The sequence below is a fragment of the Dactylosporangium sucinum genome (assembly GCF_014647515.1).
GTDB lineage: Bacteria > Actinomycetota > Actinomycetes > Mycobacteriales > Micromonosporaceae > Dactylosporangium > Dactylosporangium sucinum.
On record NZ_BMPI01000047.1, the window covers coordinates 18135 to 34176 of the forward strand.

17 protein-coding genes and 1 tRNA gene (1 of these 18 running past the window's edge) are annotated in these 16042 nt (G+C 73.3%); 11 read left to right on the forward strand and 7 right to left on the reverse strand.

All coding sequences use genetic code 11. From position 1 onward, the window contains the following. The 5 genes from IEZ31_RS37270 to IEZ31_RS37290 form a co-directional block, all read right to left on the reverse strand. A tRNA-OTHER gene (locus IEZ31_RS37270) sits at positions 1 to 23 on the reverse strand (it extends 107 nt beyond the left edge of the window). A 13-nt stretch (positions 24 to 36) separates the two neighbouring features. Further along, positions 37 to 450: a VOC family protein gene (locus IEZ31_RS37275; RefSeq protein WP_190254800.1), complete on the reverse strand. Its 414-nt coding sequence runs from the start codon at positions 448 to 450 to the stop codon at positions 37 to 39. Between the two features lie 74 nt (positions 451 to 524). Continuing rightward, complete coding sequence (locus tag IEZ31_RS37280) at positions 525 to 977, reverse strand: hypothetical protein (RefSeq protein ID WP_190254801.1); 453 nt, start codon at positions 975 to 977, stop codon at positions 525 to 527. A gap of 28 nt (positions 978 to 1005) precedes the next feature. Then, positions 1006 to 1596 carry an RNA polymerase sigma factor gene (locus IEZ31_RS37285; RefSeq protein WP_268241721.1) on the reverse strand — a complete coding sequence of 197 codons (591 nt, stop codon included), beginning with the start codon at positions 1594 to 1596 and terminating at the stop codon, positions 1006 to 1008. A gap of 80 nt (positions 1597 to 1676) precedes the next feature. Further along, entirely contained in the window at positions 1677 to 2837 is a 1161-nt protein-coding gene (locus tag IEZ31_RS37290) for a S8 family peptidase (protein WP_190254803.1), read from the reverse strand. A 110-nt stretch (positions 2838 to 2947) separates the two neighbouring features. Between IEZ31_RS37290 and IEZ31_RS37295 the strand changes: the two genes are divergently transcribed. The 7 genes from IEZ31_RS37295 to IEZ31_RS37325 all read left to right on the forward strand — a co-directional run bounded on the left by IEZ31_RS37295 (position 2948) and on the right by IEZ31_RS37325 (position 12017). Then, a complete protein-coding gene (locus tag IEZ31_RS37295; protein ID WP_190254804.1) occupies positions 2948 to 3526 on the forward strand; it encodes a hypothetical protein in 579 nt (192 codons plus the stop codon). A gap of 43 nt (positions 3527 to 3569) precedes the next feature. Next, positions 3570 to 6209, forward strand: coding sequence for an ATP-binding cassette domain-containing protein (locus tag IEZ31_RS37300; protein ID WP_190254805.1), 2640 nt, complete (start codon positions 3570 to 3572; stop codon positions 6207 to 6209). An 81-nt stretch (positions 6210 to 6290) separates the two neighbouring features. Beyond that, positions 6291 to 7025: a dienelactone hydrolase family protein gene (locus IEZ31_RS37305; RefSeq protein ID WP_190254806.1), complete on the forward strand. Its 735-nt coding sequence runs from the start codon at positions 6291 to 6293 to the stop codon at positions 7023 to 7025. A gap of 1 nt (position 7026) precedes the next feature. Next, positions 7027 to 7302 (forward strand): DUF6295 family protein, encoded by a 276-nt coding sequence (locus IEZ31_RS37310; RefSeq protein WP_190254807.1) that lies wholly within the window; start codon positions 7027 to 7029, stop codon positions 7300 to 7302. Between the two features lie 941 nt (positions 7303 to 8243). Then, on the forward strand, positions 8244 to 10115 hold the full coding sequence (locus tag IEZ31_RS37315; RefSeq protein ID WP_190254808.1) for an AMP-binding protein: 1872 nt from the start codon (positions 8244 to 8246) through the stop codon (positions 10113 to 10115). A gap of 86 nt (positions 10116 to 10201) precedes the next feature. Next, positions 10202 to 10774: an ATP-dependent Clp protease proteolytic subunit gene (locus tag IEZ31_RS37320; protein ID WP_190254809.1), complete on the forward strand. Its 573-nt coding sequence runs from the start codon at positions 10202 to 10204 to the stop codon at positions 10772 to 10774. 16 nt (positions 10775 to 10790) lie between these two features. Beyond that, a complete protein-coding gene (locus IEZ31_RS37325; RefSeq protein WP_190254810.1) occupies positions 10791 to 12017 on the forward strand; it encodes a serine hydrolase domain-containing protein in 1227 nt (408 codons plus the stop codon). A 273-nt stretch (positions 12018 to 12290) separates the two neighbouring features. Here the strand turns inward: IEZ31_RS37325 and IEZ31_RS37330 are convergent, their stop codons facing one another. After that, on the reverse strand, positions 12291 to 12992 hold the full coding sequence (locus tag IEZ31_RS37330; RefSeq protein WP_190254811.1) for a DUF4097 family beta strand repeat-containing protein: 702 nt from the start codon (positions 12990 to 12992) through the stop codon (positions 12291 to 12293). 52 nt (positions 12993 to 13044) lie between these two features. Between IEZ31_RS37330 and IEZ31_RS37335 the strand changes: the two genes are divergently transcribed. The 3 genes from IEZ31_RS37335 (at position 13045) to IEZ31_RS37345 (ending at position 14672) form a co-directional block, all read left to right on the forward strand. After that, the gene (locus IEZ31_RS37335) at positions 13045 to 13599 is read left to right on the forward strand and encodes an O-methyltransferase (protein WP_190254812.1); all 555 of its coding nucleotides are present in this window, start codon (positions 13045 to 13047) and stop codon (positions 13597 to 13599) included. 20 nt (positions 13600 to 13619) lie between these two features. Beyond that, on the forward strand, positions 13620 to 14120 hold the full coding sequence (locus tag IEZ31_RS37340; RefSeq protein ID WP_190254813.1) for a hemerythrin domain-containing protein: 501 nt from the start codon (positions 13620 to 13622) through the stop codon (positions 14118 to 14120). Between the two features lie 87 nt (positions 14121 to 14207). Next, entirely contained in the window at positions 14208 to 14672 is a 465-nt protein-coding gene (locus IEZ31_RS37345) for an STAS domain-containing protein (protein WP_190254814.1), read from the forward strand. Here IEZ31_RS37345 and IEZ31_RS37350 read toward each other — a convergent pair. Further along, the gene (locus IEZ31_RS37350; protein WP_190254815.1) at positions 14617 to 15285 is read right to left on the reverse strand and encodes a pentapeptide repeat-containing protein; all 669 of its coding nucleotides are present in this window, start codon (positions 15283 to 15285) and stop codon (positions 14617 to 14619) included. The genes IEZ31_RS37345 and IEZ31_RS37350 overlap by 56 nt on opposite strands. 52 nt (positions 15286 to 15337) lie before the next feature. Between IEZ31_RS37350 and IEZ31_RS37355 the strand changes: the two genes are divergently transcribed. Then, positions 15338 to 15949 carry a TetR/AcrR family transcriptional regulator gene (locus tag IEZ31_RS37355; protein WP_190254816.1) on the forward strand — a complete coding sequence of 204 codons (612 nt, stop codon included), beginning with the start codon at positions 15338 to 15340 and terminating at the stop codon, positions 15947 to 15949. Positions 15950 to 16042: the final 93 nt, after the last annotated feature.

Sequence of the window (16042 nt, forward strand, 5' to 3'; positions counted from 1 at the left end):
GACGACCTCTGCGCTACGGCCCTGCCGGCGGGTAGCTTAGCCTGCCGCCGGATAGCTCAACACCCGGCCGCCGCGGCTGCGCGGGTGGTACAGCTGGTGCAGCACGAACGCGTTGCCGTCGGGGTCGTTGAACGTCGCCAGCCGGGAGAACGGGCCCTCCTCGATCGGGCCCTCGAAGATGATCCCGCGCTCGGCGAGATCCTGGTACGTGTGCTCGATGTCGTCCGTGTCGAGCACGATGCCGCGCATCGACCCCGCCGGCATCGAGTCGAACCAGGTGACGAGCGTGAACGACGTCTGGCCGTGCCGCGGGGCGACCTCGACCCAGCGCCGGTCGCCCTCGTCGTTGTCGCTCACGAGCTCCCAGTCGAGCGCGTTGACGTAGAAGTCCCGCGCACGGTCCTGGTCGCTCACCGGGATGGACACGATCTGCACGTGATCGATGGGCATGGCGGACTCCTCGCGACGTCGCGACACTTGCCTCGCACGGTACCGCCGGAAGTGTCCGCCTCGTGGCGAAAGATCTACAACTGCACCCATTCCGTGCGGACCGGCGCGAACGCGCCCTCGTCCCGCGGCTCGCAGCGCAGCCGGACCGGACCCGAGGCCACCCCGGACACCTTGAACCGGCCCTGCTGGTCGGCCGCCGTCTCCACGGTGCCCGCCGGCGACTCGACCACGACCTTCGCCGGCCGCGCCGGGTCCAGCTCGCCGACCACCTCGACCGTGCCGTCGCGCGACGTCACCTGCACGTCGATGGTCAGCGCGCCGCCCAGGAAGGTCAGCAGCCGCGGGCCGCCGCCCCGCACGGCGATCAGCCGGGTCTCCAGCGAGTCGCGGACCAGTCCGGCCAGCTCGGAGTCCAGGTTGCGCCAGGCCAGGCTGGCCCGGGCGGCGGCCAGGACGGCCGGTGGCACCGGGTCCTGCCGGCCGGCGATCTCACGCAATGAGCTCAGCACCTCTTCCTCCCCGATCATCGGGTCGGCCCTGCCCAGCAGCAGCGCGTCATATGGAAGCCGCCAATCGTCGGCGCAGCGTGCCCAGGCAGCGCTGGCGGGTCGGACCGATGCTGCCGATCGGCACGTCGAGCGCGGCCGACACCTCGGCGTAGCTCGGCGGCGGATCGGCGATGAGCACGCGCAGCAACTGCTGGCACTGGCCGGACAGCGCGCGGAACTCGTGCCAGAGCACGGCGTCGCGCTCGTCGCGCAGCACGCCCGCGTCGGGCTCGTCGGCGCTCTGGTCAAGGCCCAGCTGGGCCCCGAGGTGGCCGACGAAGTCGGCGGCGGCGCCGGCCGGGACGTCGCGGCCGCTCTTGCGCAGCAGCGCGATCGCCTCGCGGCGCGCGGTGGTGGCCAGCCAGGAGCCGAGCTTGTCGGCGTCGCGGATGTCGCCGACGTGCTCGACGAGCCGCAGCCAGGTGCCCTGGCTCACGTCGGCGGCGTCGGACTGGCCCAGCCCGAAACTGCGCGCGACCGACCAGACCAGGTTGGCATATCGGTCCACAATGGACTCCCAGGCCTGCTGATTCCCGCTGGCAGCGGCACGCAACGTAGCAGCGTTGTCAGGCTCGGCCATGGTCCCGAAGGGTAGCATCGCGCCCCCGGGGTGACGGGATGCGGCGACCAGCGTGCCGCACCCCGTCACCCCCCTCCCCCTGGTGTGATGCATCACGGTCAGCCCAGCCCCGGGTAGCGGCCGTACCGCCGGTCGGCCCCGGCCATGACCGCCTCCGCGGCCAGCCGCGCCGATCCGGCCGCCGGCAACGCGTCGGCGATCGCCGCCGTGACGTACGGCGCGGCGAACGACGTGCCGCTCCACCGCGCCCAGCCTTCCGGAAACCGTTCGTGGTCGACGAACGTGCTGGTGACGTCGGCTCCCGGCGCCGCCACCGTGATCCACGTGCCCGAGTTCGACCACTCGCAGATCCGCCTCCCGTCGTGCGCCGCGACGGCGACCACACGCCGCCGCCACGGCGCGCTGGTCCCCGCGTACGCGGCCGGCCAGAACGGCCGGTTGTGCTGCCCGTCGTTGCCGGCCGCGGCGACGACCACCCGGTCACCCGTGGTGAGCAGCCGGGTCAGGGCCGCCGTGAGCAGCACCGGCGGCCGGTCGTCGAGCGTGTACCCCCCGAGGGACAGGTTGATGAGCTGATAGTCGTCCGCCTGCCGGAGGCCCGCCACCAGGTCGGTCTCCCGGCACACCCCGAACGTGTCGACGATCTTCATCAACCGCGGCCGCACCTGCCGCGACCGGCCCAGCAGGACCCCCGCGACGAAGTTGGCATGGCCCGCGTCCCCGTCCGCCACCCCGTCGTCGTCGACGTCGCCGTCGGACGGCTCGTCGGCGACATACCGGTCCTTGGGCAGCGGGCTGTTCAGCCAGACGCCGGTGTCCAGCACGAGCACCCCCACCTGCTCGGCCGTCCCGTCCGGCTCGGCGAGCCGGCCCGGCGGTGCCGGTCGGGGCGGCCCGTAGGCCCCGGCGTGCTCGAACGCCGCGGCGACGAACACGTGGTTGGGCCCGGCGGCGACCCGGGTGTCACCGGCCGCCTCGGCCTGCACCCGGACCCGGCGCGCGGCTCGCGCCACGTCCAGGCCCGGCACCCGGACCCGCCGGAAGCCGCTCGGGACGTCCCCCTCCTCGATGACGTCCCGCGCGGCGAGGCCCTGCTCCACGAACGCCTGCCGGGCGGTGGCGAAGTGGTCGTCGAGCACCAGCAGCTCGTCGGCGACGAACCGCACCGGGCTACCGTCCGCCCGGGTCTCGCGGCGCACCCACGACACCCCGGCGAGGCGCCGGGCGCGGCGGGTCCGCCACTGCTCCGCTGGTGCCATCCACCCCTCCTCACCTGCTACGGAAAACGAGAGGGGCCGAGTCGCCTTCCTGATACATCGGTCGCCGGTTCGTGATTTCCCGGGTTCGCCCCGCTCCCTACGGTGGCCGGGTGACCTCGACGACCACCGTGCCCGCGCTCGGCGACGACATCCTCATGCTCGCCGTGCACGCGACCGAACCGCGCAACCTGCTCGCGCACCCCGGCATCCGGCACGCGCTGCGAGCCGCCGAGTTCGTGCCCGCGGTGCTCTCCTGGCAGCCGCTGCCCCCGTACCGCGAGCTGCGCAAGATCATCCGGCGGGAGCACCACGGGCGGCTCGACCCGTGGCTCGACCGGCTCACCGCGGCCGGACGGCTCCGGCACGCCGGCACCGTCTTCCTCGGGATGGGCCGCCGCGAGCTGCTGCTCGACCAGCCCGCCCGGGACGCCGCCCAGCGGCGCCTGCAGGCCGGGCTGCCGCAGGACCCCGGGCACCGCCCGCCGGCCCGCGACGCGCTCCTCGGCGCGATCGTCGAGGCCGCGCACCTCATGGCCGGCGCGGTGCCGCCCGGCCAGCCGGTCGCGAACTGGTCGGCCGCCGCCGGGGCGCTGGTCGACGGCCGGGTCGTCCCGGACGGGATCGAGCCCGGCGTCCTGCCGGCGCTGGTCGGCGCCATGGCGGAGGAGATCGCCCGGGACCGGGACTGACCCCGGCTGTCCGCGATCACACCCGCGCGGCATGATGAGGCCCGTGGCGGACATCGATCAGCAGACAGTGACCCGCGAGCTCACCGTGCTGGAGGTGACCAGCGGCTCGGCCAAGGCGCTGGTCCGCCCCGACGACACGGTCACCATCGGCCGCGACGCCGCCAACGACCTGGTGGTCGAGGGCACCCTCATCTCCCGGCGGCACGCCGAGGTGATCTGGAACACCGACGGCTGGTTCCTGCGGGACCTGGAGAGCCGCAACGGGACCTTCGTCAAGGGGGAGAAGGCGGCGTACATCGCCGCCACCGACGGCGGCGAGGTGCACCTCGGTGCGGCCGACGGCCCGGCCGTGCGGTTCCGGAAGGTCACCGTCACCGAGCAGGTGGCCGCCCCGCCGCCGCCCCCGAGCCGGGAGGTCAGCCGGCACGAGGCCGGCGCCCTCGTGCGGCTCGGCCGCGGCGACGACAACGACGTGGTCCTGGCCGACCTGCGCACCTCGCGCAACCATGCCGAGCTGCGCCGCCTGCCCTCCGGCGGCTACGAGGTGGTCGACCTCGGCAGCCGCAACGGCACGTTCCACAACGGCAAGCAGGTCACCCGCCAGGTCCTCCAGCCCGGCGACATGATCTCGGTCGGCCGGCACGAGTTCATCTTCGACGGCGCCCGCCTCCACGAGTTCGAGGACGGCGGCCCGTCGTCGCTCATCGCCGACGACCTCACCGTGCGCATCGGCGACGCCACGCTGCTCGACGACGTCAGCTTCGCGCTGTCCGAGGGCAGCCTGCTCGCCGTGATCGGCCCCTCCGGCTGTGGCAAGTCCACCCTGGTCAAGGCGGTCGCCGGGCTGCGGCCGGCGACCCAGGGCACGGTCCGCTACGACGGGCGCGACCTCTACGCCGACTACGCGGAGCTGCGGTACCGCATCGGCATGGTCCCGCAGGACGACGTCCTGCACCGCCAGCTCACCGTCCGCCGGGCCCTGCGCTTCGCGGCCGCCCTGCGCTTCGCCGACGACGTGCCCCGCCGCGAGCGGAGCGAGCGGGTGGCCGAGGTGCTCAACACGCTGAACCTCACCGAGCGGGCCAAGCAGCGCATCGACAACCTGTCCGGCGGCCAGCGCAAGCGGGTGTCGGTGGCGCTGGAGCTGCTCACCGAGCCCTCCCTGCTCTTCCTCGACGAGCCCACCTCCGGCCTCGACCCGGCGCTCGACAAGGAGGTCATGGAGGAGCTGCGCGAGCTGGCCGACAAGGGCCGGACGGTCGCCGTGGTGACGCACAACGTGATGCACCTCGACCTCTGCGACCGGGTGCTCGTGCTGACGGTGGGCGGTCGCATGGGGTACTTCGGACCGCCCGGCGAGCTGCTGGACTTCTTCGGCGCCGAGGACTACGCCAAGGTCTTCCGCGAGGTCACGAGCAACGCCGAGCACTGGGTGCGCAGGTACCGTGGGTCGGACCTCTACGCGCGGTACGTCACCGAGCAGGTCGCCGAGGCGCCGCCGCCGAAGCCGGCCGTGATCGACCGGGCGACGGTGCCGCTGCCCCGCACTCCCGTGGGCGTCGCTGCGGGAGCGCCTGCTGGCGGTACCGCCGCTTCCGGAGGCGCGACCAGCGCGGACCCGGACGGCGCCTCGACGGCCGAGCAGCAGCTTCCGCCGCGCCCGGCCGCGGCCGGCGGGTCCGGCACGCCCGGTGACTCGCCGACGGACGAGCAGGCCATGCCGCCACGCCCGGCCGGCGACCCGGCGGCGGCCGGTTCCGGCATGACGATCTCGGCCGCGGGTGGCACCGGGCGGGGAGGCGCCGCCGTCGGGCGGGCCCGGGTCAAGCTCGGCGGCGCCTCGCTGCGCAGCCGGGTCGTGCACCCCGCGGCGCCGCTGCGCCAGTTCCTCACCCTGTGCCTGCGGATGTTCTGGGTGATCGGCGCCGACCGCGGCTTCGCGCTGTTCATGCTCGGCCTGCCGCTCGCCCTCGCGCTGCTCACCCGCACCGTGCCGGGGGAGAACGGCCTGGCGCCCGGCGCCACCCGGTTCAGCCTGGAGGCCCAGCGGTTGCTCGTCGTGCTCGCCGTCGGCGCCGCGTTCCTCGGCACGGCCGCCGCCATCCGGGAGATCGTCAACGAGTCGACGATCTACAAGCGCGAGCGGGCCGTGGGCCTGTCGGCGGGGGCGTACCTCGCCTCGAAGGTCTTCGTCTTCTCGCTCATCATCATCGTGCAGACGGCGCTGTTCACCTGGCTCGCGCTGCTCGGCAAGAAGGAGCCGAAGGACCCGCTGATCTTCTCCGAGCACTGGCTGCTCGAGATCACCGTCCCGGTCGCCCTGGTCGCCCTCGCGTCGATGGCGTTCGGCCTGCTGGTCAGCGCCCTGGCCAAGACCACCGAGCAGACCACCCCGGTCCTCGTCGTCGTGGTGATGGCCCAGCTCGTGCTGTCCGGCGGCCTGTTCGAGCTCGACGGCCAGACGGTGCTGGAGCAGATCTCCTGGCTCTTCCCGACCCGCTGGGGCCTCGCGGCGGGCGCGTCGACCGTCGACCTGCAGTCGATGATCCCGTTCAAGGACTCGCTGTGGGCGCACACGACCGGCGCCTGGTGGCGGTCCGTGCTGATCCTGCTCGTGCAGATCGGCGCGCTGATCGGCCTGGCCCGGCTGGCCCTGCGCCGCCTGGAGCCGGGCCGCGTGTAGCTCCCCGGGCATGACCCGGCGCTCCGGTGCGCGAGATATGGTTAGCCGGGCTAAGCACATCTCGCACACCGGAGAGCCGCCATGTCAGATGCGATCCGCGCCGAGACGGTGTCGATCGGCGCCGAGCAGATCCAGGCGTACCAGGCACGCCCGCTCGGCCCCGGCAGGTATCCCGGCGTGGTGGTGATCCACCACCTGCCCGGCTACGACGAGGCCACCAAGGAGATGGTCCGCCGGTTCGCCGTGCACGGCTACTCGGCGATCTGCCCCAACCTGTACTGGCGCGAGGCCCCCGGCGCCGCCCCCGACGACGCCGCTGCCTTCGTCCGCGCCCAGGGCGGCATCCCGGACGAGCAGATCATCCGCGACGTCACCACCGCCGCCGAGGCGCTGCGCGCCCTCGACTCGGCGAACGGCATGGTCGGCGTCATCGGCCACTGCTCCGGCGGCCGCCAGGCCCTGCTGGCGTCGACGGCGACCCCGGTGGACGCGGCCGTGGACTGCTACGGCGCGTTCGCCCTGGAGCCGCCGCCGTCGACGTCGGCCCTGCGGGCCCGCCCGATCCGCGACCGCCTGCCGGACGTGCGCTGCCCGGTCCTGGGCCTGTTCGGCGACGACGACAAGTTCCCGTCCCCGGCCGAGGTGGCCGAGCTGGCGGCCGAGCTCGTCCAGCACGGCAAGTCCTTCGAGTACTACAGCTACCCGGACGCGGGCCACGGCTTCTTCTCGGTCGACCGCCCGAGCTACCGCCCGGCCGCGGCCGTGGACGGCTGGCAGCGCATCTTCTCCTTCTTCGACCGCCACCTGGGAGCCTGACGTGTGCACGTACGAGACCGAGACGGCCGACCTGGAGGGCTCCGGCAAGGGAGCCGAGGGCTGGTTCCCGCTGACCCGAGCCGCCGTGTACGTCGACCACCCCGTCCACGCCCCGTTCGCCCACACGCTGAACATCGACTTCGCCAACCCGTCCCTGGGCCCCGCCGCGCGGGTGGCGGTGGAGCTGACCGAGGAGGCGGCGCTGGCCCTGGTCGCGGCCATCCAGACGGCGTTGTCCAACGCCCCGGCCGGCCTGGCAAGCGCCACCACCACCTGACGGCCCCGCCTGCTCCGCCCCGCCCTGCCCTGCTCCGCTCCGCTCCGCCCTGCTCCGCTCCGCTCCGCCCTGCCCCGCTCCGCCCTGCTCCGCTCCGCTCCGCCCTGCCCCGCTCCGCCCTGCTCCGCTCCGCTCCGCTCTGCCCCGCTCCGCTCCGCCCTGCCCCGCTCCGCTCCGCCCCGCCCTGCTCCGCTCCGCTCCGCTCTGCCCCGCTCCGCCCTGCGCCGCTCCGCCCCGCGCCGCCCTGCCCCGCGCCGCCCTGCCCCGCTCCGCCCTGCCCCGCTCCGCCCTGCCCCGCTCCGCCCTGCCCCGCTCCGCCCTGCGCCGCTCCGCCCGCTCCGCTGCACTGCCGGCGGGGGCCGCGTCCGCGACCATCGCTGAGACGTTGGTCGATCTACCCTCACGTGAGCCGATCAACGTGAGGGTAGATCGACCAACGTCTCCAGGCTGGCCGCTCCGCCGTCGGCGCCGCCCCGTCCCAGCCGCTCCGCTGTGCTGCGCCGTGTCGTCCCAGCCCTCCGTTGAGTGATGCCGTCTCCTCCCAGCCGCTCTTGCCAGCGCGCCGCCTCATTCCGGCGGCCGCGACCCGGATGCCGCCTGCGACCCGGACGCCGCCTCCGGCTTGCGCCTCGCTCGCGACCCGCACTCCGCGCGCCCGCCCGGGGTGGCGTGTCGGCTCGGCCGCTTCGCTGAGGTCGCCTCATGATCGAGGGAGAGTTCTGGTTGCCATGACAGCCAGATCCTTCCCACGATCATGGCGTGCCCCGCCCCTCGCCGCCATTTGCGCACGCCGACATAACCGAAATGTCGGATATGTCCGGCGCTGCGCGCCTGACATATCCGCCCCCCGCAGAGCGGCCAGCTGACAGGCGCTGGGCGGGGTGGGAAATCGGGGGGTCGTGGGAGGGCGCAAACCGCCGGCGAAGGCGGAGGATCAGTGGATGGGCGCCTATCGCGAGACGTACGAGCGGAGCCTCGCCGACCCCGACGGGTTCTGGCGGGCCGCCGCGGCCGGGGTCGACTGGGACCGTATGCCGTTCCGGGTGCTCGACGCCGACCGGCCGCCGTTCTACCGGTGGTACCCCGACGCCGAGCTCAACACCTGCCACAACGCCCTCGACCGGCACGTCGCCAACGGGCGCGGCCACCAGACGGCGCTCATCTACGACAGCCCCGTCACCGGGAGGCTGCGGCGGTACACCTTCGAAGCCCTCCGCGACGAGGTGGCCCGCTTCGCCGGAGCGCTCCGCGCGCTCGGCGTGGGCAAGGGGGACCGGGTCGTGCTGTACATGGCCATGGTGCCCGAGGCCGTCATCGCCATGCTCGCCTGCGCGCGGCTCGGGGCGGTGCACTCCGTGGTCTTCGGCGGGTTCGGGCCCAAGGAGCTCGCCGCCCGCATCGACGACGCGCGGCCCAAGGTCGTCGTCGCCACGTCGTGCGGGATCGAGGCCAAGCGGGTCGTGGAGTACAAGCCGCTGCTCGACGCCGCGCTGGCGGAGGCCGCGCACCGGCCCGGCCGGGTCGTCGTCCTGCAGCGCGAGCAGGCGAAGGCGGAGCTCCGCGAGCACGAGCTGACCTGGGACGACGCGATCGCGAACGCCGCCGCCGTGGACTGCGTGCCGGTGGCCGCGACCGACCCGCTGTACGTGCTCTACACCTCCGGGACGACCGGCCGGCCGAAGGGTATCGTGCGGGACAACGGCGGGCACGCCGTCGCGCTCGTCTGGTCGATGGCCAACGTCTACGCGGTCGGGCCGGGCGACGTCTTCTGGGCCGCGTCCGACGTCGGGTGGGTGGTCGGCCACTCCTACATCGTGTATGCGCCCCTGCTCGCCGGGGCCACGACCGTGCTGTACGAGGGAAAGCCCGTCGGCACCCCCGACGCCGGCGCCTTCTGGCGGGTCGTCGCCGACCACGGCGTCAACGTGCTCTTCACCGCGCCCACCGCGATCCGGGCGATCCGCAAGGAGGACCCCGACGGGCGCCTCGTCGGCGCGATGCCCTCGCTGCGGGCGTTGTTCCTGGCGGGGGAGCGGCTCGACCCGGAGACGTACCACTGGGCCGGCGCCCGCCTGGGCGTGCCCGTCGTCGACCACTGGTGGCAGACCGAGACCGGCTGGCCCGTCGCCGCCGACCCGCTCGGCCTGGAGGCGCTGCCGACCAGGCCCGGCTCGCCCTCGGTCCCGGTGCCCGGCTTCGACGTACGGGTGCTGCGCCCGGACGGCGAACCGGCGCAGGCCGGCGAGGACGGGACGATCGCGATCCGGCTGCCGCTGCCGCCCGGCTGCCTGCCGACCCTGTGGAACGACGACGAGCGGTACGTCGCGTCCTACCTCAGCGCCTTCCCGGGCTACTACCTCACCGGCGACGGCGGGCGGTTCGACGAGGACGGGTACCTGTACGTCATGGGCCGCACCGACGACGTCATCAACGTCGCCGGGCACCGGCTGTCGACCGGGTCGATGGAGGAGGTGCTCGCCGCCCACCCGGCGGTCGCCGAGTGCGCGGTGATCGGCGTGGACGACCCGCTCAAGGGGCAGGTGCCGCGCGGCTTCGTGGTCCTCAAGGCCGGCGCCGAGGCGAGCGACTCCCTCACCGACGAGCTGGTCGCCATGGTGCGCGAGCGGATCGGCGCGGTCGCCTCCCTCAAGAGCGTCCGGGTGGTGCCGGCGCTGCCGAAGACCCGGTCCGGCAAGATCCTGCGCAAGACCATGCGGGGCATCGCCGCCGGCCGGGACGAGCCGGTGCCGTCGACCATCGAGGACCCGGCGGTGCTCGACGCCATCCGGCCGATCATCGAGGAGGCACGCTGAGAGCGAACACGCTCTCAGCGAACCGGGGATCTCAACGGCGGTCGGTGTCCATACCGTCGTAGGCAGGACCCGGGAAGGAGCCACCGATGGCCGACACTGACATCCCATTCGACAGCGCCGTCTTCGAGCGCCTGCTCAGCAAGCGCATCATCGTGCTCGGCAGCGAGGTGAACGACGAGAGCGCCAACCGCATCTGCGGCCAGCTCATCCTGCTCGCCGCCGAGGACCCGGAGAAGGACATCAGCTTCTGGATCAACTCACCCGGCGGGGCCGTGCACTCGGGCCTGGCCATCTACGACACCATGCGGTTCATCCGCAACGACGTGTCGACCGTGGTCATGGGCATGGCCGCGTCGATGGGGCAGTTCCTGCTCAGCGCGGGCACGCCCGGCAAGCGGTATGCGCTGCCCCACTCGCGGGTCATGATGCACCAGCCCTCCGGCGGCATCGGCGGCACGGCGGCGGACATCGCCATCCAGGCCGAGCAGATGCTGCACACCAAGCGCACGGTGCAGCGGCTCATCGCCGAGCACACCGGCCAGACCGAGGAGCAGATCGCGGCCGACTCCGACCGCGACCGCTGGTTCACCGCCCCGGAGGCGGTCGACTACGGATTCGTGGACCGGGTGGTCCAGGGCGCCGAGCAGCTGGCCGTCTAAGGGCTACAGTTCGCGGGTGAGCATCGACGTTGAGGTGGCGCCGGAGCAGGCCGGTTTCGACGCCAAGCGACTGGCCCGGCTGGACACCCACTTCGCCCGCTACGTCGACGACGGCCGGCTGGCCGGATGGCACATCGTCGTCGCGCGCGACGGCCGGGTGGCGCACAGCAGCGTCTACGGTCAGCGCGACGCCGAGGCCGGCCTGCCGGTCGAGCCCGGCACCCAGTGGCGCATCTACTCGATGACCAAGCCCGTCACCTCGGTCGCCGCGATGATGCTGTGGGAGGAGGGGCACTTCGAGCTCACCGACCCGATCAGCCGCTGGCTGCCCGAGTTCGGCGACGTCCGGGTGTACCAGAAGGGTTCGGCCGGCGCGCCGTTCACCGTGCCGGCCGTCGAGCCGATCCGGGTCTGGCACCTGCTCACGCACACGTCCGGCCTGACGTACGGTTTCCTGCAGACCTCGGTCGTCGACGCCCTGTACCGCAAGGCCGGCTACGACATCCAGTCCAAGCCCGGCGCCGACCTGGCCCAGGCGTGCCGCGACTGGGCCGCGCTGCCGCTGCTGTTCCAGCCCGGCGCCGGCTGGGGCTACGGCGTCTCGACCGACGTGCTCGGCCGCCTCGTCGAGCTCTGGTCCGGCCAGACCCTGCAGGACTTCGTGCGGGAGCGGATCCTGGAGCCGCTCGGCATGACCGACACCTGCTGGTCCGTCGAGCCGGGCACCGACCGCCTCGCCGCGCTCTACGTGCCCGGCCCCGACGGCAAGGCGGCCCGGTTCGACGCGGTCGGCCAGGCCGCGTTCGAGCCGCCGGCCATGGCCTCGGGCGGCGGCGGCCTGATCTCCACGGCGGCCGACTACCACCGCTTCATGCAGCTGCTCCTGCACGGGGGCACGTTCCAGCGCCAGCGCCTGCTCAGCCACCGCACGGTGGGCTTCATGACCCGCAACCACCTGCCCGGCGGCGTGGACCTCGACGCCCTGCAGACCGGCGGGTTCGCCGAGACGACGTTCGAGGGCGTCGGCTTCGGCCTGGGCTTCGCCGTGGTCCGCGACCCGGTGCCGGCCCGCGTGTGGAGCAGCCCCGGCACCTACTACTGGGGCGGCGCGGCAAGCACGGCCTTCTGGATCGACCCGGCCGAGCGCCTCACCGTCGCCCTGTTCACCCAGCTCCTGCCGTCGAGCACCCACCCGCTGCGCCCCCAGCTGCGCCAGCTGGTCTACAGCGCGTTGATCGAATAGGGACTCGGGTCCGCGCAACGCACGACCGTCGCTCCCGCCAGACACCGCTCGTGGGGCCGGTCCATCAAGGACCGGCCCCACGACGCTGCCGTCGCCGTCGTCCCAAGGGCCCGCGGGCTCCCGCCCGCGCCGGACGTCCGCGGCCGTCGCGCCGCCGTCGCGCCGTCGTCCGCGGCCGTCGCGCCGTCGCACGGCGAGTTGACCTTGGTGGTTTTCCGCTGCCCAGGCGACGGTAGGTCACCAAGGTCAACTCTCAATGCAGGGCAGGACGGCTCAGGCGAAGGTCAGGTTGCCGCCGCCGGTCACGACGTGCAGCTTGTGGGAGGCGCCCGCGTCGATCTTCACCGTGCCCGCCTGCTTGCCGCCCTCCAGCTCGGCCTGCAGGGCGTAGGTCTCGCTCCCGGGCAGGCGCAGGTTCACGTTCGCGCCGCCGCTGTCGACCTCGACCCGGTCCGGCGCCTGGGCCAGCGTCAGCTCGACCAGGCCGCCGCCGGTGCGGGCGGTGAGCTCCGGCGGGGCGAGCGCCTCGCCGGACAGCGGCCCGCCGTCCGTCGACACGTCGATGAGGCCGGTCATGCCGTTGAGCGTGACCGCGCCGCCCGAGCTGTCGAGCCGCAGCGAGAGCGTCGACGGGATCTGCAGCTCGTACGAGATCGAGCAGTCCGACTTCGGGCAGCCGGTCGACGCGAGCACCAGCTCGCCGCCCTCCACGCTCTGCTTGCGGCCGGGCTTGTCGCTGCGGTACTTCTGGATCTCCGTCACCTTGATCGTCGTCCCGCTGCCGACGGACACCTTGATCGTGCCGCCCTGGCTGTCGACGTCCACGACGCTCACGTCGTCCTTGACCTCGTAGGCGTTGGTCGCGCTCTGCTCCGACCCGTCCTTGCCGGCCGACGGCGGGGGAGTGTCCGGCGTGCCGCAGGCGCCGAGGGCGAGCAGCGCGGCGGTGATCGTGATGATCCGCAGTGACTTCACGGGGGACTAGCTTTGCACGCGCCGTGGCGCCTCGATCGCTAGGGTCTCTCCCGTGACACTTGTCGATGACGCCTACGTTCGGGCCGAGGCCCACGGCTTCGGCCTGTCCTGCGAGGTGCCCGTCGGCCGCCTGCTCGCGGCGCTGGCCGCCGCCCTCCCGCCCGGCGCCCGGGTCCTGGAGCTCGGCACCGGGGCCGGTGTCGGCACCGCCTGGCTGGCCGCGGGCCTGCTGCCCCGCACCGACGTCACCGTCACCAGCGTGGAGCTCGACCCGCAGACCGCGGCGGTCGCCGCGACGGGGGACTGGCCGTCGTTCGTCGAGCTGCGGGTCGGCGACGCCGTCGAGTTCCTCCGGGCGGCCGGGCACGGCTACGACCTGATCTTCGCCGACTGCCGGGGCGGGAAGACCGAGGGGCTCGACCGTACGATCGCGCGCCTCAATCCCCGGGGAACGCTCGTGGTCGACGACATGACCGAGATCGACGGCTGGCCGGACGACTTCAAGGCGGCGCAGCGCGGGGTGCGCCGCACGCTCGTCGAGCACCCGGACCTGGTGAGCGCCGAGCTGGACTTCGGCTCGGGTGTGGTGGTGAGTGTGAGGAGGTAGCGCGCGGGTACACCGCTGGCATGTCCACAGATGCCATCGTGCTGCTGCGCGAAGACCACAAGAACATGCGGCGGCTGTTCAAGGAGTTCCAGGCCGCCCAGGCCGGGCCCAAGGCCAAGAAGTCGACGATCGTCGGCCAGATCCTCGAGGCGCTGACGGTGCACACGTACCTCGAGAACGAGGTGATGTACCCCGAGGTGCGCCGGCTCCTGCCGGCCCTGGAGGAGGACATCCTCGAGTCGTACGAGGAGCACCACGTCGCCGACCTGCTGTGCCTGGAGTTGTCCACGATGTCCCCCGACGACGAGCACTTCGACGCGAAGGTCACGGTGCTCATCGAGAACGTGCTGCACCACGTCGAGGACGAGGAGCACGAATGGTTCCCGAAGGTCCGTGAGGGCCTGGGCCGCAACCAGCTCCAGCAGCTCGGCCAGCGGATGATCGACCTGCGCCCGAAGGCCCCGACCAAGCCGATGGAGCCGAAGGCGCTGAAGAAGGCGCTCGACGCGATCAACGCATAGCCGATCCCGAGGTGCACGAGTGACCCGGGCGGGGTCGGCCGTGTGACCGCTGTGGCCCGGCGGCCGGCCCCAGTACCGTCGGACCCGATGAGTTCCGACCGGACACCTGTCGTGCTGGCCCTGCACGGGCTGCTGGTGGAGGGGACCGTGGCGACGGTCGAGCCGGTGCTGGCCGGGTGCCTCGGCGCCCACGAGCCGCGCCTGGTGCTCGACGTGTCGCAGGTCACCGTCTGCGACACCGCCGGCGCGGCGCTGCTCGTCAGCGTCGCCGAGCTGGCGCGCGACCGCGGCGGCGAGGTGCGCCTCGCCGACCCGTCACCGGCCATCCGCTCGTGGTTGCCGGTCGCCGCCGGCATGAGCGCGATCGCCGTGTTCGCCACGGTCGAGGGTGCCGTCGGGGCCGACCCGCGCGACCTGCTCACCGGCGGCCCGCCGGCCGCCGCCAACTGCGTCGACGAGCGGCCGGTCCTGCGCAGCCGCCGGCCGCGCTGGCGGGTCAACCCTTCGGGCCGCGCACGATCACGCCGAGGTCCCGCATCACCGCGTCGGTGAGCCCGGGCAGCTGGGCCGGCTCGATCGTCACCCCCCGCAGGCTGCTCATGCCGCTCACCTCCGACAGCTGGTTGCCGCGCAGGTCGGCCCCGCGCAGGTCGCAGCTCTCGAACGCCATCTGCCGCAGCCGGCAGCCCTGCATCGCGGCCTGGTCGAGCACGCAGTCGCGCAGCACGGTGTTGACGAGCACGCAACCGACGAACCCGGTCGGCCCGGCCGTCGTCACGTCGTCGAGCGTGGCCGCGTCGAGCCGGCAGCCCTCGAACAGGACGTTGCTGAGCTTCGACTCGGACAGGTGCGCCCAGGTGAGCTTGCAGTTGACGAGATGCACCCGCTCCAGCGTCAGCCCGGTCAGCCGGGCCGCCGTGAAGTCGACCTTGTCGAACCGGCAGCCGCTGATCGTCACGTCCTCCCAGACCACCCCGTTGAGGTCGAGGTTCTCCAGGTGGGCCCGGCGCAGGCGGGCGTCGATGAGCGTGGTGCGGATGGCGCGGCCGGTCTGCACATGCGCGTCGTTGAGGTTGCCGCCCCACGGCGCGCTGACCAGCTCGAGCTCGCCCGGGTCGAGGGTCGGAAGCTCGATGTCGATGTCGTGCACGGTGCGCAGTGCCACGTACCTCACCGTAGAGGGTCCGGCGGCGCGCCGGCACGTAGGCTGCTGAGTCATGAGTGACGCAGGGGTGCGGCAGCGGGTCGACGGGCGGACCCTGCGGGCCGAGCGCACCCGCAGCGCGATCGTGGACGCGCACCTCGCCCTGCTGGAGGAGGGCGAGCTCAAGCCGACCGCGGAGCGGATCGCCGAGCGGGCCGGGGTGTCGCTGCGCGCGCTGTGGACCAACTTCAAGGACATGGAGCGGCTGTTCGCGGCGGCCGGCGAGCGGCTCATGGAGCGGCAGGTGGCGGAGTTCCGCCCCGTCCCGCCGGAGCTGCCGCTGCCGGAGCGGATCACGTCGTACTGCGAGCAGCGCGCCCGCCTGCTGGAGCTGATCGCCCCCGCCGCGCGGGCCGCGCGGATCCGGGAGCCGTTCTCGGCCCAGCTGCGGCGCAACCGGGCGTGGTACATCGCGACCGCCCGCGAGGAGCTCGAGACGCTGTTCGCGCCGGAGCTCGCCGCGGCCGGCGAGGGCCGGGGCCGGATCATGGACGCGCTCACCGTGGCCGTGACGTCCTCGGGCTGGTCGATGTGGCGCGACGAGCTGCACCTCGACGTGCCGGGCGCCACGGCGGTGCTGCGGCACGTCGTGAGCGCGCTGCTACCGGCCGCACCGACGGCATAAGTTTCGCTTAGACCGCCGTTAAATCGGCATCGGCGGACACTCCGGGCGACCGGCGACCTCCTAGGCTTCGGGACGGTCGGTTCGGTTCACGCC